Annotated in this window: 13 protein-coding genes and 1 pseudogene; 3 read left to right on the top strand and 11 right to left on the bottom strand. The window is 39.2% G+C overall.

What is annotated here, in order from left to right; genetic code table 11:
* The first annotated feature begins 1 nt into the window (after position 1).
* The gene (locus tag BLW20_RS05050) at positions 2–829 is read left to right on the top strand and encodes an RteC domain-containing protein (protein WP_002993221.1); all 828 of its coding nucleotides are present in this window, start codon (positions 2–4) and stop codon (positions 827–829) included.
* 270 nt (positions 830–1,099) lie between these two features.
* Here the strand turns inward: BLW20_RS05050 and BLW20_RS14840 are convergent, their stop codons facing one another.
* The 4 genes from BLW20_RS14840 to BLW20_RS05030 all read right to left on the bottom strand — a co-directional run bounded on the left by BLW20_RS14840 (position 1,100) and on the right by BLW20_RS05030 (position 8,234).
* Complete coding sequence (locus BLW20_RS14840) at positions 1,100–1,267, bottom strand: four-helix bundle copper-binding protein (protein WP_232047134.1); 168 nt, start codon at positions 1,265–1,267, stop codon at positions 1,100–1,102.
* A gap of 196 nt (positions 1,268–1,463) precedes the next feature.
* Positions 1,464–1,997 (bottom strand): DUF305 domain-containing protein, encoded by a 534-nt coding sequence (locus BLW20_RS05040; RefSeq protein ID WP_262492796.1) that lies wholly within the window; start codon positions 1,995–1,997, stop codon positions 1,464–1,466.
* 371 nt (positions 1,998–2,368) lie between these two features.
* A complete protein-coding gene (locus BLW20_RS05035) occupies positions 2,369–7,810 on the bottom strand; it encodes an N-6 DNA methylase (RefSeq protein WP_091097017.1) in 5,442 nt (1,813 codons plus the stop codon).
* Positions 7,797–8,234 (bottom strand): DUF1896 domain-containing protein, encoded by a 438-nt coding sequence (locus BLW20_RS05030; protein ID WP_091097015.1) that lies wholly within the window; start codon positions 8,232–8,234, stop codon positions 7,797–7,799. Before BLW20_RS05030 ends, BLW20_RS05035 begins: the two co-directional genes overlap by 14 nt.
* Before the next feature lie 291 nt (positions 8,235–8,525).
* Between BLW20_RS05030 and BLW20_RS05025 the strand changes: the two genes are divergently transcribed.
* Both BLW20_RS05025 and BLW20_RS05020 read left to right on the top strand, forming a co-directional pair.
* Positions 8,526–9,353, top strand: a complete 828-nt coding sequence (locus BLW20_RS05025) for a HamA C-terminal domain-containing protein (RefSeq protein WP_245725274.1) — start codon at positions 8,526–8,528, stop codon at positions 9,351–9,353.
* 3 nt (positions 9,354–9,356) lie between these two features.
* A complete protein-coding gene (locus tag BLW20_RS05020) occupies positions 9,357–11,477 on the top strand; it encodes a DEAD/DEAH box helicase (protein ID WP_091097012.1) in 2,121 nt (706 codons plus the stop codon).
* A gap of 6 nt (positions 11,478–11,483) precedes the next feature.
* Here BLW20_RS05020 and BLW20_RS05015 read toward each other — a convergent pair whose 3' ends face one another.
* The 7 genes and pseudogenes from BLW20_RS05015 to apaG all read right to left on the bottom strand — a co-directional run bounded on the left by BLW20_RS05015 (position 11,484) and on the right by apaG (position 20,048).
* Positions 11,484–12,359, bottom strand: a complete 876-nt coding sequence (locus tag BLW20_RS05015) for an ORF6N domain-containing protein (RefSeq protein WP_091097010.1) — start codon at positions 12,357–12,359, stop codon at positions 11,484–11,486.
* Positions 12,356–14,440, bottom strand: coding sequence for a type IA DNA topoisomerase (locus BLW20_RS05010; RefSeq protein ID WP_091097008.1), 2,085 nt, complete (start codon positions 14,438–14,440; stop codon positions 12,356–12,358). Before BLW20_RS05010 ends, BLW20_RS05015 begins: the two co-directional genes overlap by 4 nt.
* Before the next feature lie 2 nt (positions 14,441–14,442).
* The gene (locus BLW20_RS05005) at positions 14,443–15,909 is read right to left on the bottom strand and encodes a DUF3945 domain-containing protein (protein WP_091097006.1); all 1,467 of its coding nucleotides are present in this window, start codon (positions 15,907–15,909) and stop codon (positions 14,443–14,445) included.
* Between the two features lie 100 nt (positions 15,910–16,009).
* Positions 16,010–16,291, bottom strand: a complete 282-nt coding sequence (locus BLW20_RS05000; protein WP_002993296.1) for a helix-turn-helix domain-containing protein — start codon at positions 16,289–16,291, stop codon at positions 16,010–16,012.
* A gap of 262 nt (positions 16,292–16,553) precedes the next feature.
* Positions 16,554–17,400 (bottom strand): annotated as a pseudogene (locus tag BLW20_RS04995) (RteC domain-containing protein).
* Between the two features lie 621 nt (positions 17,401–18,021).
* On the bottom strand, positions 18,022–19,647 hold the full coding sequence (pruA, locus tag BLW20_RS04990) for an L-glutamate gamma-semialdehyde dehydrogenase (RefSeq protein ID WP_091097004.1): 1,626 nt from the start codon (positions 19,645–19,647) through the stop codon (positions 18,022–18,024).
* Between the two features lie 14 nt (positions 19,648–19,661).
* The gene (gene apaG, locus BLW20_RS04985; protein WP_091097002.1) at positions 19,662–20,048 is read right to left on the bottom strand and encodes a Co2+/Mg2+ efflux protein ApaG; all 387 of its coding nucleotides are present in this window, start codon (positions 20,046–20,048) and stop codon (positions 19,662–19,664) included.
* Between the last annotated feature and the right edge of the window lie 11 nt (positions 20,049–20,059).

The following is a 20,059-nucleotide window of genomic DNA, read 5'->3' as shown; positions in this document are numbered from 1 at the left end:
AATGAGCAATTATTACGAGGAAATAATAAAGAAACTAGAAGATGAAATAAAAGAGGTGTCTCTTGAACTGGATGGTTCCATAGCTTTGTATGAAGTTATTATCGAGTTGATATTATCGAGACTTTCCGAAATAAAGGAATATACACTAAAAAATGGCTTTGATAGTATAAATGAAGAGATCCACTTTTTCAAATATCAAAAACCAGTCATTGTTGCAAAACTCATTTACTATAACGCTATCTATAAAATAGAGACAAAAAAACCTAATGATATAAAAGCTATTAGGAAATACATTAATGGTGAGCTAAGGAAACTCAAACGGTATTTTGAGAGTAACCTTGAATTCTATAAATATTACCGAACAGGCAGTTCATTTGTAGATGAAAAGTTATTTGTTCGGGGCAAACACGATATAAAGTTAAGTTTGGACACGGTTTATTTTGAAACCGACCACCGGTTTTCTACATCCCACGATTATAAGGCGGCAAAAATAATTGCCAATGACCTGATTCAAGTTTATCTCGAAGACCAACTTCACAACATAATCTATAAAGATAAATCAATAGACCTACCAACATTAAGTTGGACGGGAAGCAAAGCGGCTTTAACGGAATTGATTTACGGACTGCATTCTCAAGCCGTCTTCAATAATGGGAATACAGATATTATAACCATAGTCAGATTTTTTGAAAACAGTTTTAATGTTGATTTGGGCGATTTTTACCATACATTTTTGGAACTCAAAGCAAGAAAGCTGAACCGAACGAAATTCCTTGACAGCTTACGTGATGCTTTGATTAAAAAAATGGAAGAACAGGACGAAATATAAAATCAAAAGACGATTTTGTCGATCATTATTCGGCGAAGGAGCCAGTCCATGAGATAGAATTAAAGCCTTCGGCAACCCCTTTTAGGGTTCGCACTCGAGGCTTTCAGCCTCTGAGCACGAACCCTAAAAGGAGTGATGTGACACAGTTCAGTTTACACTACCGTCCATTTTCCTCTTTCCCTAACTATCGTTTACAAATGGAAACGGTCCTGAAATTCTTTACCCAGTTTGAATTCATTGGAGGTTTTTAGACTTCTACCAATAATGAGATTATACCGCCGTTGCCATTTGCTCACAAGCTTCTGCGCATTTGTAGCAAGCATCCGCACACTCTTTGCAATGTTGCATATCATGCTTAGCACATTCATCTCCACACGCTCTACAAATCTCCGCACATAGCTTGCAAAGGTGACGGCTATATTGGCTTCCCAAACTCATGAGTTCGGCTGCGGCTCTACATATGGCTGCACATTCCAGATCAAGCTGGATACATCGAGCCATCATTTTTACATTGTCCTCTTGCAAGCAAGAAGCTGCACAATGGTTACAAGCTACAGCACAGGCGTAGCATTCGTCAATACATTTTTGAAATTGTTGATGTGACATAATTTTATTGTTTAAAGTGAGAAATTATTTATCTATTCTTATTAGCTAATAACCAGGTTTGAATCTCCGAGATTTCCTGATCCTGTTTTTCAATAATATTTTTTGCCATTGTCTGCATAGCACTTTCGTGTCCGTAAATAAGTTCCAATGTTGCGTTTTCAATTGCATTTTGATGATGCTGAATCATCAACATGGCAAAATCGTGATCCGTGTCTCCATTAATGATTTGGAGGTCTGTCACTCTGCCTGAGCGTTCCATATTTTTCATCTGCTCTGTAACAAATTCGGGAACATTTAGATGCGGTACGTGACCATTGAGAAATGTGGTTAATTCTTGAATCTCAGCCTTCTGGTCTTTAATCATTTTCTGGGCCATCTCCCTCATTTGCGCATCATCGCCGGATTGCAGTTCCTTATTTGCCATGTCGATCGCTCCCTGATGATGCATTCGCATCATCAGACCAAAAGCAATATCAGGGTCGGGGGGCATTTGCATGGCCATCATCTCATCCACCATGTTGTGCATGATAGTCATCATTTCATTGTCATCGTGATTCTGGATTTTGATTTTGTTGATATCGTCCTTATCTCACGCTTGGATAAATAACAGTATTCCTGCCATTGCCATTATTTTTATCGCTAATTTCATAGATGTATATTATTATTATCAATTTCCTTTTCTCTTTTAATAATGAAATGTTAAAGGCTTTTTTTGATAGAACACATAGACAGAACAACATACAATTCAATTTGTTTAATTTTTTGGATTCAAAACGAGCTACAGATAAGATATGTGGGTGTAAGATTATTTCTGTAATGTAGTGGTTTATGCTACTATTTATTCATCAATTTTGAAATGAATCACAGTCCAGAAATAAATTGAACGAACCTGAGATGTTGTGATTAGGAAAATGTATGAATGGGTAAATGTTTTTACAATACTCCCCGTGACATATAAATACTTTTTGTCGGTACTACGCTTTCCATAGCCTTTGGATTTTCTTGCTGCTTTTCGACTTGTTCTGTAGACTTTTCTATTGGTTCCGGAGTGATAGATAACTGTATTTTCCGCTCAATTGCCGCCAACTCCGTTTTGAGTTCGCTAAGTCGGTTTTCTTTTGTCCACGTACCATTGATTACTTCCTTAAGTATTGGAATGTTTTTTTGGAAATCTGCCATATTCTCCTGTTCTTTTCTGATATAGGTGGGCAGCTTTTCCAATGCTTTAATAAAATTTAGTGAAGCTGTTTCGGGATCTTTTGCCATTACACCATTGTTGAATGTATATTTGATAGTACCCTCACCTTGAATAAAAAAACGGTTTACACGAATATCCACCCCCTCTTTTTGCGACATTTCCGTTTTTACCAAAAGTTGAAAGCCATACAGATTACCGATTTCTTCATAATCCCCACCCGTTCGGGATTTGTCGGCAAGCTGATTGAGCTTTGCACCGATTTGTTTTATATCCGCATTGGGCGACAAAACGTCTAATTTAATAAGGTTGGCAACGGAACCGTCAGTGTTTTTTTGGATACGTCCCTGCAAATTATTCCAATCAAGGCTCATACGGTCATAGCGGGATTGGGCTTTTCCAAGTTCTGCCTCATAATCTTCCAGTTTGTACTTGGCACTTGATTTTGAACGATTGAACGATTGCCTTTCGCTTTCCAATCCGGCAATCTGTTTCTCTATTTTAGCTTTGTCCAAAAGGTCGGTATTGCCCATAAGGATAGCTACATATTCCGAGAAATTCATACCCGACTTTTCATCCATACCACCTTCGTCAATCGTCCGTTTACCAAGATTGTTGGATTTTAATTGGTCAATAAATAGCTGTTTGTTGTGCAGCAGGTTGAACTTATAACTATCCAGCGATTTTTCAACGGCATAGATGATTACATCCACTTTATTGTCGTTAAAATGCTTGGCAATCTCATTGCCTTTGCGGATAGCCCTACCGTCCCTTTGCGCAAGGTCGGACGGTCGCCACGGCGTATCTAAATGGTGTACGGCAACGGCTCTTTTCTGTGCGTTCACACCTGTACCGAGCATACTCGTAGAACCGAAAAGGACACGGATTTTGCCCTCGTTCATTCCTTTGATTAGCTCTTTTCGTTGCTTGTCATTCTTCGCTTCCTGTATAAAGCGGATTTCGTGTGCAGGTATGTCGTGGTCTTCCACGAGCTTACGTTTGATTTCGGAGTAGATATTCCACTGATTTGGCTTGTATGTTCCCAAATCCGAGAAGATGAACTGCGTGCCTTTCTGTGCATTGAATTTATTGTAATATTTAGCAATATTATCTGCACAATGGGAAGCTTTGTTATCGACGTGGTCTTGGTAATGGGGGTTTACCATTCGCATATCCAAAGACATCTTTCGGGCGTAGTCCGTAGCGATAAGCATTTTTGCTTTTTCTTCTTTTTTAGATAGCGGTTCTCTGCCAAGTAATTCCCCTTTGCCTGATTTGGCAAACTCCATCAGCTTTTCAATAAACTTCTCCTGGTCTGGAGTTGGAGGTATGTTGTAAAATATCTCGTTCTTTTCGGGACGGTCTATTCCAATCATTTCGGCGGTACGGTAATCCGTGATTTCGGAGTAGAATTGAGCGAGTTCCGGCACTTTGATAAAGTAGCGGAAACGCTCTTTTGCCACGATATTATTGGCGACCGAAAACTCATAATCGGTTGTTTTCTTTGCATAGATTGCCGCCCACGCATCAAAGGAATTAATTCCTTGTTTTTCCAATGCTCGAGGTCGCAGGTATTTGAACAACAGGTACAGTTCCGTCAATGAATTGCTAATGGTGGTACCCGAAAGAAAAGTTGCACCCATATCCGCATTGGTTCGTTCTTGAATGGTGTGGATAGCAAAAAGCAGGTTCATTGCCTTTTGGCTTCCCTGTTGATTGCCCAATCCCGCAACTCTCGAATGCCGTGTGTTGAACATCAGATTTTTGAATTGGTGGCTTTCGTCCACAAACAAGTGGTCAATACCCATCATCTTGAAATCCACTATGTCATCTTTGCGGTTTTCAATATCGTGCGCGAGGGTTTTAAGCTTTACTTCGAGGTTTTCTTTTTGTTTTTCCGCTCCGGCAAGCATCCCCCTGGTTATTTCATTGCCTTGGCTCCGTAGGAAGTCAAGGTTTTGTTCTACACTGTCCAGTTCGATTTGGAGAATTTCCTTTTGTATTTCGGGCGATTGGGGTATCATTCCGAATTGATCATGTGTGAGTATTACGCAATCCCAATCGTTGTTTTTAATATCACCGAAAATCCGTAACCGCTTTTGGGGGGTAAAATCATCAATGCCCGGATAAAGTATTTTGGCGTGAGGATAGGCGGTGCGGTAGGCTTCGGCAATTTCAGGTATATTCGCTTTCAGCCCGATAATCATCGGTTTGTGGACCAGTCCCAAACGCTTCATTTCCTGTGCCCCTGTACACATTATCAACGTCTTTCCTGCACCTACTTCGTGGTCGCAGATAGCACCGTTGTTCAGCTTTATCATCCAAACGGCATCCTTTTGGCTCGAATACAAGTCTTCAATACCTAATCCCTTACGGTCTAATCCCGGAAATTCCTGATGTGTACCGTCGTAGTTAGGGCGGACGAAACAGTTAAACGTATCGTTGTATTGGTCGGTCAGCCTTGTTTTGAACTCATCGTTCTGGGCGTGGAGCCAGTCGGTAAAGGCGGTTCGGATTTCGTCAATCTTGGTATTCGCCATCTGTATGGCTTCCATATCCCGCACTTTGGCATCTTTGCCATCTATCGTTATGGTTTTTGAAATATCGGGCGTGGTATTGACGAGGGCGTGTTTGAGCAGGGCAATCCCATCGTACGTCCGGCTTTGGGCTTTGACCGCATATTTATCCCAGATATGTACGTTCTTCTGTTTGCAGGTTACCGAAAAGTCATCGGCACTATCCGAATAATGTACACGGACTTCCGCATCGAACAGGTGCGATGCAAACCGGGCATAAATACCTGCGGGTATCCAGCGTTCACCCAGATTAAAATCGAGTTCCTCAAATTCGATACGTCTTGGTCGGGCGGCTATTAATGCTTCATAACTCTCAACAGCCTCTACATCATCATTGGGGTTGGTGTCGATATAGTCTTTGACGGCTTTGGCTTTTTCTACAACATTGCCCGCAACCCAGCGTTCGGCTATTTCATATTCCTTTTGTAAAGGGTTATAGTAAATACGACCGTGTAATACAGCCGTCAGTTCCTCAATGGGCATACTGCTGATTTCGGACATATAGTCAAGATTGACTTTACCGTATTTGTTCAGCGAAGCCGCTAACGCTTCATCGGGATTGTCGGTTGCTATGGTTGCGGTGGAAAAACTAACAGGACGGCTGAATATATCTGCCTTATGGATTACACCGCCAACGACACGCTCCAGATAGGGTGTTTCTTTACCTGCACTGTCCGCTTTGATGAGTTTGATATTGTCTGCACTGTTGAGGTTTCCGTACTTTTTGACAAAGGCATCATATAAGCGGTTAAGGGTTTCCCTTTCTTCCTTATGCTCGGTTTGTAGTTCCGCTTCTTTGATGTAAAGCTGTTGGTAAACATCACGTACCCCGATATACGCTTCGGCTCGTGCTTTCTGTAAGGAAGGCAGTTGTAAAGGGTGGAACACAGCCTTACCGTCCTGCGTATCCACATCTTGCAGATGACCGACCCAACCGTTATCCACGACAAGGCAGTCGTTTCGGTGGAACGGTTGCAGTTCGCCACTGTACGGAGCAGGCTCTGGAATGGTGTTGATGGCAATATTGGTAACGATTTGCTTATCCACGTGGCCATTCCGACCCAAACCCGAAAACAGATCGCCGACAGCTTCCTGTTTTTTGCCGTTTATTTGAGTTGTGCCGTTTGTAGTTCCGTTAGGTTTTGGCGGTATATAAGGCTGTTGCATCGCACCGCCGAACAGGTCGGTTTGAAGACCTATTGTACCTCGTCTTTTTTTAGCGGTTTGTCTTTTGGCTTGCGTAGTTCTTTTGGGTGGAGCAACCACCATTACAGGCTCGTTCGCATTTTCAAACAGGTCAAAAATGCTCAGCTGCTTCGGTTCCTGTAGGCTTTCCAGACGGATTTCGGGTTGTGGCTTTTGGGGAATGCTTACAGGGGTTACATCTACGACCGGAGGTGTAACCGTTGGTGTTGGCGTAACAGGAATTTGTACCAATGGCTCATCGTTCCGTTCGCCTATGTATAAGCTCAAGTCCAAACGGTTTCCAAAATCTTCGGAAAGCATTTGCTTCAAATCTTTGGCAATGCCCTCAGCTCCGTCCTTATGTGTATAAATGATTGCAGGTTGTCCGTAGGGGTCGGTATCAATTTTACGGTCGGTATGTATGACCCTCGTACCATTCTGAAAGAAAGCATTGCTTGGCGTACCGTATTTGGTCTGTTTACTTTGGCAAAACAGTTCTTCCGTTTCGGTCAGATTTTGTTTTGCCGTATTCTTTTGTAGGATGATCAAATCGCTTCCGACCTCCGTACCTGCATATTCCGTAAACAGGTTGTTGGGCAACCGGACAACCGAAACCAGATTATTGTTTTCCATCAACACCCTGCGTATCGGTTCATTCTTCGGACTGTTTAAAACGCCTTGCGAAGTAATGAAAGCCTGTAAACCGCCCTCACGGAGCATATCGTTTCCTTTCAAGAAGAAATAATTATGAATGCTTCGTGCTGCCTGTACTTTTGCACTGTCCTTGCTTCGGGAAAAGGATAAATCGAATACGGAAGTATCGCCAAACGGAATATTGCTGGCAACTACATCATAGCTGTTTTGTTCCTTTTCGGGAATTTCCTCAAAACCGCTTACACGGATAGTGCTTTCGGGATAAAGGTGTTTTAGGATTTTGCCTGTCAGCAAGTCCTTTTCGTAGGCGGTAACTTTGGTTTGTTGGTTTTCCGAAAAGGATTGGATAAAAGACCCAATCCCTGCGGACGGCTCTAAAAATTTCTGAATATTTACACCGCTTTCACGCAAAGTTTCAGAAATCGCATCAATAACCTGTGGTGGTGTATAAAAAGCCGTCAGTACGGAGCTTTTCATACTGTCCACGTATCGGCGGTATTGCTTATCGTCTTCGGAGTTTTCTTTGAGCAGTCGGTGGAGTTCCTGCGTAATGGGGAATAAATCGTGTTCGGTTTTTCGCCAATGGTTGATGTCTGTTTCGTTTTCTACGGGGTTCAGAACGAATTTAAGACCGCCAAATCCGCTGTAACGCATCAATGACAGTCTTTCGCCTACGGTGGCTTGTCGTTTCTCCTTTTCCAATGTAAAAGCAATCCGCAGGGCATCAATATTCTGTTGGAGGTGTTGGCGTTTACTGAAGCCCATTTTCCTCTATCCATATTGCGATTGCTCCGGTTAGTTCGGTGTAGAGCAGGTCAAACTCATAACCATATGCGAAATCATCGGTTAGTGTATATCTTGAAAAAACAGGCTCACAGACAGGGAGCATTTTAAGGGCGAACGGTCGTAGTTCCTCGTCTGCCATCAGGGTATCAAACTCATTGCATACTACTTGGAAAACTGTATCAAACTTGGAGAAATGCAAGCCCTCAAAAAGTATGTAGTTGGCTATCTCGTTGCATTGCTCAATCGGGTTTCCCGAACGGAATGCACCCTCGTAAGCATTGGCAGCCCACGAAGAACGCTGGTCGATAAATTTTTGGTCGTGAGCTTTTTCAGGAAAGCTACCGTTAAGGTGTTCCTGCAATCGTAATCTGAAATACGATAGATCTTTTTGCTGTGTACTCATACTATGATTTTGTTTAGAATTTTACTGAAAGCCTAAAATTATAGCGGTAGATAAGTTCCTTTGAAGATGTGGCACGGTTTGGCGTTGAGAGGCAGGATTTGGCGTATTAAATTAATAGTAAAGGATTTATTGTTTACTTTTGTAACCATAATTTACCTATAGAAATGGGTAATAATTATTCCTAACCTATAGGCAGATAAGATGAATTTTGAAATATTAATAAACAACCCTTTTACAGACTTTTGTTTCGACAAGAGTTTAACTCCTGTAGAGAACAAGAGTGTGATTAGTATGATAAATAACTTTGAGGATAAAGAATGGAGATACAATCATTTTCAGAATTTTATATGGGATAATATAGCCGAAACTTCTTTATCTCATAAAGAGAGAGAAAGTCTGGTTAATAATCACCATTCTTTATTGACTTATGCTGCAAAAAACTTGAGACTTTCCGATAAATCAGGCGATATTAGTAAAGGAAGTGAGATTGCAGAAATTATTCTTTATGCTATAATGAAACATCATTTCAAGGCATTGCCAGTCGTTCCTAAAATATTTTATAAACAGAATGCCCAAGACAACGCTAAAGGTGCTGACAGTGTGCATATAATTATTGAAAATGGTAATGATTTTTCTATATGGTTTGGTGAAGCTAAATTTTATAATAGCATAGAAGATGCCAGACTCGCTGAAATAATCACATCTGTAGAAAACTCACTATTAACGGATAAATTAAAAAAGGAAAATAGTATTATCACAAATGTATCTGATATTGATTCATTAATTGGTGACGAAAAATTAAGAAATGAAATAAAAACCTCTCTTTCTCCAAGAGAATCTATCGACCTTATAAAGCCAAAGTTACATATTCCAATATTGCTTTTACACGAATGTGAAATAACACAAAAGCAAACATCTCTTTCTGATGACTATAAAATTGAAATGATAAATTATCACAAAAACAGGGCTGAAGCATTTTTTTCTAAACAAATAAATAAGCTGGGGGCTATACCACATTATTCTGAAATTAAATTTCATTTAGTTCTTTTTCCTGTACCGTTAAAAAAGACAATTGTAGATAGATTTATTTCTATTGCAGACTTTTATAAAAACTCTTGACCTATGGAAATATTTGAATCTTGTCACATAATAAACGACCTCTTGAACTCAAATCAAGAAGTTCAGGCAAGGAATGAATTAATTAAACTTCTTGATTATCACGAAAGAAACAATGTTGAATATTCTCCATTGGTAAATCACTTGATTCGTCATACGGGATTATATCCATATTTAAAAGCAGAAACGGCTAATTGGGAAGACAGATTTGTTTATGAAATCTTTAAAGTTGATACAGGAGGAAAACAGTCAACGCTACACAGAGAGCAATCTTCATTATTAAAAAGATTAGTTAATGGAGAGAATATTGCGGTAAGTGCACCTACCAGTTTTGGGAAAAGTTTTGTAATTGATGCTTTTATTTCCATTAAAGACCCTGATAATGTAGTGATTATTGTACCAACTATAGCACTGACAGATGAAACCCGTAGGCGTTTATACAAGAAATTTGCCCATAAATACAAGATAATTACAACGACTGAGGTAGAATTGGCGGAAAGAAACATTTTTATATTTCCTCAAGAAAGAGCAATGAATTATATCAATAAGATTGACAGTATTGATATTTTAATAATAGATGAATTTTATAAGGCAAGTTCCGATTACGACAAATCAAGGTCTCCTTCGTTGTTAAAAGCAATCATCAAACTTGGACATAAATCAAAGCAAAAGTATTTTCTTGCTCCGAATATTACTTCAATAGGAGACAATGTATTTACGCAAGATATGGAGTTCGAAGATAAATTAGGATTCAACACGGTTTATCTGGATATATTTGAAAAGTACAAAGAAATTGCAGGGGACAAAATTGAAAAAGAACTCCAAAAAGGAGAAATTCTACTAAACATTCTCGAAGAAACAAAAACAAAATCTCTGATATATGCAGCTTCATATCCTCAAATTGATAAAGTTTCAAATCTTTTAAATGAACGGCTTCCTATTTCTGAAAAACCATTATTAATTGATTTTGCTAATTGGCTTACCACTAACTATGGAGCAAACTGGAAATTAACCAATCTTGTAAAAAGAGGTGTTGGAATTCATAACGGACAGCTACATCGTTCAATTAGTCAAATACAAGTCAAGTTATTTGAAGAACAAGATGGGCTAAATAATATTATTTCAACCTCTTCAATAATTGAGGGAGTTAATACATCTGCTGAAAATGTTGTTATTTGGAGAAATCGTAAAAGTGGAAGCAATAGTATTTTAGATAGTTTTACCTATAAAAATATTATCGGCAGAAGTGGAAGAATGTTTAAATATTTTATAGGGAAAATATATTTGCTCGAAGCTCCTCCTCAAGATAATGCAACTCAACTCGATATTCCATTTCCAGATACTATTTTAGGTGATTTGGATGAAGATATTTATAGTTCAAGTTTAAATAATGAACAGATTTCAAAAATAATAACATTCAAAGGTGAAATGTATGAAATTTTAGGAAAGGAAACTTATGATAGACTATTGAAAGAAAATATTTTCCAATCAAATAACTCTGATTTCATAAAAGAAACAGCAAGACAAATGAAAGCAAATCCTGAAGATTGGAATGGACTTTCATACCTAAACTCGGATGACCCTGAATCTTGGGATAGACTACTATGGAAAATCATCAGCTTACAACCAGGTGAATGGGGTGACGGAGCTTATGGTCTTCAACATAAAAAATTTGTAGAGTTCGTAAAGGTATTAGTCGAAAATTGGGGAAGTACAATTCCTGAATTGTTGGACGAATTAGATGAATTTGATATAGATATTGAACAATTTTTTAAACTTGAAAGAATAGCTGCGTTCAACTTATCATCACTAATTAGTGATATTAATATCTTGCAAAGAGAGATTCTTGATAATGGAACTGACGTTTCCCCCTTTGTATCCAAAGTATCTCACGCCTTTTTACCATCTGTTGTTTATCAACTTGAAGAATATGGACTTCCAAGAATGATTTCAAGAAAACTTTATCAGAATCAAATAATTAACTTTATGGATGACCATCTGAATATACATAATGTAATTGATAAATTTCACGAAATTGGAAAGGAAAATATCAAATCTTTTGATTTTATAGATTCTTTTGAAAAATATATTATTGAATATTTTTATGATGGTATTACAGTAGGATAATTAACCTTATTTATTCAAGAGTTGAAGCATTCTGCCGACTTCTATATCCATTTTCGAAAAAGCAAACCACTTTTTACCCAAATCTTTGAGCGATGCTCCGATATGGTACAGTTCTGTTTGGTCGATGATTAAAAAGCGGTCGTGCACATCGGAGAACGTCTTAATCTCAATCGGGGGATATTGGCTGTTGTAACGTTGCAAGTCCAACCGTAGCTGATTGCTGATGCTTTTGGTGTAAATAGTTGCGGTTACATTGTCATTGCGTTTGCCCAATAAGGTCAATACCGTATCGTCCACGTAATTATCAAGCAGGATGATGGAACTTTCTGCACTTCGGACAATATCGGAAACAAATGTATAGGCATCAAAAACCTGTCCGTTGTAGAAAATACCTTTTTCGCTGTGGAGCTTGTCGCTTTCCAAAGCCTTAAAGATTTCCTCAAATTTTTGGTCGGCTTGTAATTGTTTCAGTTCTATATTGTCCAGACGATGAAACAGCGAAGCGTTGCTGATAAGCATTTTCCGCATTTCTACAAACGCATTCATTATCTCAATGCTTACCTGTACAGCTACTTCACTCCGCAACAATGCGGACATCATTGCCACTCCTTGCTCACAAAATGCAAAGGGTAGCGTACGACGACCGCCCCGTCCAACGTTTGAAGTACCAAATTGGCACTTCAAAGATTTTGCTTCGTGTTCGGTAAGTTGAAAGCAAAAAGTTTCGGGAAAGCGGTTGTTGTTTCGCTTTACAACCCTGTTTAACCCTTTTGTTTCTACCTGATAGAGCATTGCTAAATCATTGTCGAGAATGACCTGTTTACCCCTAATGGTGTGGATAAGCGGAGCAATTTCTTTTTGGGATATGATAATATCGGTCATTTTTTTTTAGCTTTTTTATTATCAAACTCAAAGGTTGTTTTGCATTCATCATCCAATACGATATAAGCATCGAATTTCTTTCCGGCTTTGCTTTTCATTCCTTTGATAAGTGAAGTTTTACCATTATTGACAAGGCTTGTTATGTCGGCTATGCCAATCTGCACACCGCAAACATTTCTAAACTGTATCCATTTACAGCTTTCGTCAGGACATTTGGCAATCTTATCACGGATAATAAGTTGCTGATTTTTGCATTTCGGACAGGTAAGTTTCGGCAGGTTTATACTGGCGATGGAAGTTTGTAGCAGTTCTTCGGTAATGGATTTCGCATAGGTTTCCATTTCGCTTAGAAATACGCTTGCATCTACTTCGTTGATTTCGATTTTCTGTAAAGCCAGTTCCCATTCGGCAGTCATCATTACGTCCGAAATTTTTTTGTCTTTCACTAATCTATATACCAGTAATCCTTTTTCGGTCGGGATCAAGGATTTCCTTTCCCGTTGGATATAGCTACGGGTAAACAGCGTTTCAATTATTGCCGCCCGTGTCGCTGGAGTACCTATACCGATGTTTTGCAGGACTTTCCGTTCTTCCTCGCTTTCGATTTCTTTGCCTGCGTTTTCCATTGCCGACAATAGTCCGGCTTCTGTATAAAGCACAGGCGGTTTGGTTGTCTTTTCCAAAACGGAGGCTTCTTTTATTTTCAACTCATCGCCCGTTTTCAGTTCGGGTAGATCTTGTATGGGTTCGTTATCTTCGTCCGAAAATGTTCCTTTGATCGAACGCCAGCCCGCTTCCAAAACTTTACAGCCTTTTAGCATAAAATCGTAGTGTGATACTTCCAATGCTATATCCGTTATTTCTTTAATGCAAGGCTGAGAGATAGCTTCGAGCAGTCGAAAGGCAATCATATCATAAACCTTTGTTTCGTCGGCATTGAGTGCAGACGGCACTTTGTCCGTGATGAGTATTCCGTGGTGGTCTGTTACACGCAGGTCATTCACGACACGTTTATTGAAGCGACCCCATTTTAATTTAGAAATAGCTTGCTTAAAGTTATCATTGTCCTGTAACGCTCTTACAAGATTAGGTATCTCACTCCACATATCTTCGGGTATATATTTGCTTCCGGTACGTGGATAGGTAATAAATTTCTTTTCATAAAGGTTCTGGGCAATATTGAGTGTTTGCTCTGCCGACAGGTTCAGCTTTTTATTGGCTTCTTTTTGCAAGCCTGTGAGATCAAAAAGCAAGGGGGGTTGCTCCGTGGTGTTTTTGTTTTCCACAGATATGACCGTTGCGGTTCCGTGTCTTTGGACCAGTCGTAATGTATCTTCCGCAAGCTTTTGTTCGTTCCATTTGGTTTTTGAGATACTCTTAAAATCAATATCCTCTTTGCGGTGCAATAGCTGAATTTGCCAATACTTTTTAATAGCGAAATTTTTATTTTCCAGATAGCGTTTACAAATCAAAGCCAATGTAGGTGTTTGCACCCTGCCCAGCGAATAAATGCCGTTGCCAGCGGCTATACTCAATGCCTGTGTCGCATTGATGCCGATCAGCCAATCGGCACGGCTTCTGCCTTGTGCAGCCTGAAATAAGCCGTCAAATTCTTTACCGTCTTTCAGGCTGTCAAACCCTTGCTTGATTGCTTTTTCAGTAAGCGAGCTTATCCAAAGCCGCTGAAAGGGCTTACGGCATTTCAGATATTCATAAATGTACCGAAAGATAAGTTCACCCTCACGACCTGCATCGGTAGCTACGATAATACTGTTGCTTTTATGGAATAGCTCCTTGATGACTTTCAGTTGCTTTAATGCTCCAGTATCGGCTGTATAACCTTTGTCTTTTTTGACCTTACGAACAGTCAAAATAAACGGATTCGGGAGTATCGGCAAGGAAGCCTTGTCAAATCCCGAAATCCCATAATCTTCGGGCATTCCCAAACCGATAAGGTGTCCGAATGCCCACGTAACGAAATAGCCATTGCCCGTTAGATAACCGTCCTTTTTTTCGGAAACACCCAACAAGCCGGCTATTTCCCTTGCTACGCTTGGTTTTTCTGCGATAATTGTTTTCATACCTAACTCACTTTCCTACCCTTTGATTTTGCAGGTGCTTTGGGTTTGTTCTGTTGCTCCTGTTGCTTTTCGTTTTTCGGTCTTTGCTGCCCTTTCTGTAGAGGCTCTTTGATATTCTTGGTCGCTTCGTTGGTCTTGCCCTCGGAATTGACGGCAATCTGCGTTTTATGGGCTTCTGTAGGTTTTATCCGTTCCTTGTATTGGTTGGGAAACTCAAAGTTGGTTTTTCCTGTTTCCTTGTTGAATGTGATATAGCCGTTATAAGTTTGCCCTTTCTTATCGACCAAATTCGGAATGTAAACTGTTTGACCGTCTTTGAACTTGTTGTATTGTTCATCCTCCAGTTCCTTTCCCCTAAAGGTTTTCGGGGCTTCCTGCGACCTGCTTTGCTGATTGTCCTGTTGGCTGTTTTGGGTTTGCCTGTTATTGTTGCTTCGGTCAAACAGAAATTCCACATACCGTTTATCCGCATTGAACTGTACGTTTGCATCAAAGGGAGTACCTTTTGTAGAAATCATTCCCTCAATGAACAGGGGTTTGCCCTCCACTAAGGTTTGTTTTTGTTCGTCATTTAGTTTTATACCTTTAACCTCATCGGGGATTTTGATGAAATCTGTTTTCAAAGCAATCAGCTCATTGGTAAGCCGGTCCACACTAATGATGGACGGCATCAATTCGCCTGTTTTGGAGTTTATCAGATCGACCACACGCCCCATATTGCCTGTTTGACGTAAGTTCTGTTTGTCCTCGTCCGAGAACTTGTGTCCGAAAAACTCAAAGTTTAAGTTGGGTTCACGCCTGATACCGTGTACCGCTGCCACAACGTCCCCCTCCGGGGTGGACTGTAAAGACAAGCGGGCATCTGTACGGACGACCGCACCGCCAAGATTAACGCTTATAGGTACAAGCTCATTGGTCTTGTAACCCCTCAATAGTGGGTCAAGGAGGTTCTTTTTCTCAAGGTATTCCTTGCTTAATCCGAGATTGTTCATTGTTTCCCAATCAATCTGTTCCGGCTGGAAGCGGTACTCGCTTGTTTCCGGGGTTGTCTCTGTTTTTGTCATATCATTTTTATTTTCTTGTTTTTGCTCTTGTTCGGGTTCATTTTTCACTTCATGCTTTTCCATTTTCTTTTTGCCTTCGGCAGTTGGATTGTTTATTTGATTCTGAAATTCTTTTGCTTTCTCTACGGCTTCGTCAGCCGAAACTTTGAAAAGAGCAAATTTGGTAGGGTCTTTTAACTGCCTCCAAAAATTGGAAAGGAAATTGGTCACGAAATCACCGTGTTTATCCACCCGCATGAACTCGCTTTGGTTCTTCTTCGTAGGGTCAACCGTTTCCATTTTTCCGCTTTTGTCAATACTTTTTACAGCTTGGATTTTCATTTTTTCTTTATCCAGCACTAAAAGTATATCCGATAACTGTTCGGAAGCAACCTGTTGGTTTTCTGTTTCTTTTTCTTCACTCATAATCTGAAAAGTTTAAAGTTTTATTGCCGAAAGTAAATGAAGCAATTACTGCATCGCCCGAAGTGGCAGTCAAAGGCAGTATTTGGCACGCATTGGCGTTTTACTTGTTAAAACTCTCCCTGATAAACTGGTGCACATCGGATAGCTTGTAATACAGTTTTCCGCTAATGGTATAGTAAGGTAGTTTACCTATGGAGCGGTAGCGTTGCAGGGAACGGTTACTGATTTTCAACATTTGCAGCAGGTCCTGGTTATCGAGCAGTTCTTCTCCGTCTATGCTATTGCGTTTCTTTTTTAAATCGTCAATATTGTCGCCCAACATATCAAACCTGTCCATGATGCGTTCCATCCACGCTATAAATTCCATTCTGTCAATATTCATAGTCGATAAGTTTTAATGTTCACCATGCAAAATTGGGAAGCGTGGCAGTGTTTATCAGCCAAGCCCTGCCAATTGGTTTGGCTGTTTTTTGAAAATTTTTGCAATTGGGAGAAACCCTTGTTTGGTAGGGCTTAAAAAGAATTTCGAGTATTTAGGAGATGGTTTATACCATCATTTGCCAATTGACATACATTGGCTTATGGTATAAACAAAAAAGCAGTACACAACAATGCACTGCCCTGAACAAAAGACCTGCATTGGGTTAAAGGTCTTTATCCATATATTCTTCCAATGAAGTTTTAAGCTGGTCCAAGAATGCCGTTCGGGAACCGCTTCGGGTTTTCATTCTGTGGAATGCGTGGTGCAGGTCACCGAGCGTAATGCCAAAAAGTATCTGGAACATCAAACTGATTTTTCGGACACCGGTTTTTACCGTGCGAAACTGCTGCCGAAGCATACAGGGCATATATCAATTCGACAAGTGCGTTTTTGCTTTCTGTCCAAAAAATATCTTTGGCGTTTTCCGGCTTTTGTAAAATAGCATCGGGATTTTCATCTGGATTGATTTTCGTCAGCAGATAGGTATAAAGCAATTCGTTGGCGATAATCCTTGCGGTCTTGTAATCGTAGAAAGTAGAAAATTCGGGATCAATTTCAAAGACGATACTGTTCAGACCGTCGTGGTAATTTATGTTGCCTCTTTTGAAATAGGTGTCGTCACGGTCCGTACGCCCCGAACGATAGTACCTATAAAAATCTGAATTGCAGATATGCTCAATGTACTCTCTTTTAAGATTGGCTAATTGAGTCGAAAAGTAACTGTAATACATTTTGCCGTTGCTGACCGGACAGGTCGTTTCAATCCGGTAAATTTTATTGTAGTAGATGAGTTTTCCAAGTATTTGGGGTTTGATGGTTCGGAAGAATTTTATTTCTTCCCCATCATTTTGAAAGCCCTTTTTAGCAATATATTTCTTGACCTCAAATAACAGGTCTTGTAGATACAAGGTCATTTCATAAGCCTCATCAATCAACCTTTTGCTCTGTGATAAAATCTTATCTTCCTTATTATGTATCTCTAAAATAATGGTGTGTAAAGAATGCTGCATAGCCCATAATTTTTGTGATCAATACCGAATTTCAAATTCAGTTTATCCCTAATTAATACACAAACATCATTATATTAAGTGATACCTTTACCCAAGTTCACCCCACCTGTGGGAAGATTTTTGCCATAAATCTCACCCAACTGTGGAGATTATTTTATAAATATTCAGTATGAAATGACTTTGAAAAGCCCCTTTAGTAAACGCAAATTTAACGGATATAAAGAGACTTTAAGTCTGATTGCTTTATTATATAACTTTGAACCTTGTTAATCTTTTTATTTGAAAAAATGAGCCAGAAAAATCGCTTTAGTGATTTTGAGGTTTAAATCAAAAATCACCAAATTGTATTGCTCAATCAAATTAAATGATTAAATTTGCAACATCGAATCACAAATTATATGTGAGTTAAACGGTGAGTAGTTCTTTTTAAAGAAAGTCAACATATTGACATATAGATATTTGAGTGTGCGCAGATTCGTCCTGCCACCCCGACAAAAATCTGATTGCAAGAAGTAATCAGATTTTTTTGTTTTAACACTTTTCACAGAAATCTAAAGACATTCAAATAAAAAAAGATCCAACGAAACCGTTGAATCTTTTTCTAAAATTTTATTTATTTTCTTATCCCAAGAAAGGATATCTATAATCTGTATCCGGAACAAATGTTTCTTTAATGGTACGTGGCGAAACCCAACGCAATAAGTTAATCATTGAACCTGCTTTGTCATTGGTTCCTGAACCTCTTGCACCACCAAACGGCTGTTGACCTACTACCGCTCCGGTTGGTTTGTCGTTGATATAGAAGTTACCTGCAGCATTTTCTAATACTTTTGTAGCTGTTTCAATTGCGTAACGACAACCAGAGAAAATAGCTCCTGTTAAAGCGTATTGGGAAGTTCTGTCCACTAATTGTAAACTTTCCTCCCATTTGTCATCTTCATACACATAAACTGTTAAAACCGGACCGAATAATTCGCGTTCCATAGTATCGTATTTAGGGTTTGTGGTAACAATTACCGTTGGCTCAATAAACCATCCTTTTGATTTATCATAACCACCACCTACAATAATTTCAGCCTCATTTGACGCTTTGGCATCATCAATAGCTTTTGCTAATTTATCGAAAGAAGATTCTGTAATCACTGCAGAAATGAAATTCCCCATATCTTCAGGAGATCCCATTTTAAAGGATTTGACGTCTTCGATAACGAAATTTTTCACATCGTTCCATAATGAAGCCGGAATATATGCACGAGATGCCGCTGAACATTTTTGTCCTTGATATTCAAAAGCTCCGCGAGATAAGGCTGTAGCAACCTCTTTCGCATTTGATGATGGATGTGCCCATACGAAATCTTTTCCACCTGTTTCTCCTACAATTCTTGGATATGTTTTATATTTACTGATATTTTGACCAATTGTTTTCCAGAAATCGTTAAAAACACCTGTTGAACCTGTAAAATGAATTCCTGCAAAATCAGGTGATTCTAAAACGGTATTGGTTATCATAGCAGAATCGCCATAAATCACATTGATTACCCCGTCAGGAAGTCCTGCTTTTTTGAACACTTCTACAATAACATTTGCCGAATAAATTTGCGTAGCTGCCGGTTTCCAAACAACCACATTCCCCATCATGGCAACACACGAAGGAAGATTTCCTGAAATTGCTGTAAAATTAAACGGGGTAATGGCATATACAAATCCTTCTAACGGACGTTGCTCTACTCTGTTCCAGATTCCTTTTGAAGAAATAGGTTGTTGTTTGTAGATTTCAGTCATGTATTGTACATTGAAACGCAAGAAATCTATGAATTCACATGCTGCATCAATTTCTGCCTGATGAACCGTTTTTCCTTGTGCAATCATGGTTGCTGCATTAATTTTTGCACGGTACGGACCAGCAATTAGTTCGGCTGCTTTAAGAAAAATTGAAGCTCTGTGCTCCCAAGCCATTTGAGACCATTTTACACGTGCTTGTAATGCTGAATCAATCGCATCTTGAATTAAGTCTTTTGTGGCTGTGTGATAAACCCCTAAGTGATGTTGATGATCAAACGGGGGAAACAAGTTTTTTGTTGCTCCTGTTCTTATCTCTTTTCCGCCAATATACAAAGGAATATCAACCGTGGACTGATACATTTCTTTAAAAGTTTTTTGAACTTCTTCGCGCTCAGCTGTTCCCGGAGCGTATGTTTTTACGGGTTCGTTCACGGCAACCGGAACATTAAAAAATCCTGTAGACATTTAGTTATTTTATTTTAGTTAAATATTTTTGGAATACTCATATTAAACAGTGGTATTTTTACGTGAAAAATTTCTGAAGTACTTAGATCGACAAAAGTAAAATATCCTTGCATACTGCCTGTATATCCCATAATGGAACATCCGGAAGTGTATTCAAAAATTCCCTCTGGATTGATAACAGGTGTTTTTCCAACAACACCCTCTCCTTCCACAGTCACATCGTTATTTAAAGAATCTTTAATCAACCAATACCTACGTAAAAGCTGCACTGTATTGTTATTTCTGTTTTCAATACTAATTTCATAGTTAAAAAAATTTAAAAGGGTATTTAAACGCAGGCTTTGTCCGGCATAACGCACTTTTACAACTACTTTTATCCCTTTTGTGATTTTTGAAACCATTTTTTAGAATT

Source organism: Paenimyroides marinum (genome assembly GCF_900108395.1).
Taxonomy (GTDB): Bacteria; Bacteroidota; Bacteroidia; order Flavobacteriales; family Flavobacteriaceae; genus Flavobacterium; species Flavobacterium marinum.
Note: the sequence above shows the minus strand (reverse complement) of the source record. Positions and strands in the feature narration are given on the sequence as shown.

Bases quoted from the DNA above. Each gene is read 5' to 3' on its own strand.
- BLW20_RS05050 (WP_002993221.1), top strand. From the start codon at position 2: ATGAGCAATTATTACGAGGAAATAATAAAGAAACTAGAAGATGAAATA.
- BLW20_RS14840 (WP_232047134.1), bottom strand. From the start codon at position 1,267: ATGAGTTTGGGAAGCCAATATAGCCGTCACCTTTGCAAGCTATGTGCG.
- BLW20_RS05035 (WP_091097017.1), bottom strand. From the start codon at position 7,810: ATGGGCTTCAGTAAACGCCAACACCTCCAACAGAATATTGATGCCCTG.
- BLW20_RS05030 (WP_091097015.1), bottom strand. From the start codon at position 8,234: ATGAGTACACAGCAAAAAGATCTATCGTATTTCAGATTACGATTGCAG.
- BLW20_RS05025 (WP_245725274.1), top strand. From the start codon at position 8,526: ATGATAAATAACTTTGAGGATAAAGAATGGAGATACAATCATTTTCAG.
- BLW20_RS05020 (WP_091097012.1), top strand. From the start codon at position 9,357: ATGGAAATATTTGAATCTTGTCACATAATAAACGACCTCTTGAACTCA.
- BLW20_RS05015 (WP_091097010.1), bottom strand. From the start codon at position 12,359: ATGACCGATATTATCATATCCCAAAAAGAAATTGCTCCGCTTATCCAC.
- BLW20_RS05010 (WP_091097008.1), bottom strand. From the start codon at position 14,440: ATGAAAACAATTATCGCAGAAAAACCAAGCGTAGCAAGGGAAATAGCC.
- BLW20_RS05005 (WP_091097006.1), bottom strand. From the start codon at position 15,909: ATGAGTGAAGAAAAAGAAACAGAAAACCAACAGGTTGCTTCCGAACAG.
- BLW20_RS05000 (WP_002993296.1), bottom strand. From the start codon at position 16,291: ATGAATATTGACAGAATGGAATTTATAGCGTGGATGGAACGCATCATG.
- pruA (WP_091097004.1), bottom strand. From the start codon at position 19,647: ATGTCTACAGGATTTTTTAATGTTCCGGTTGCCGTGAACGAACCCGTA.
- apaG (WP_091097002.1), bottom strand. From the start codon at position 20,048: ATGGTTTCAAAAATCACAAAAGGGATAAAAGTAGTTGTAAAAGTGCGT.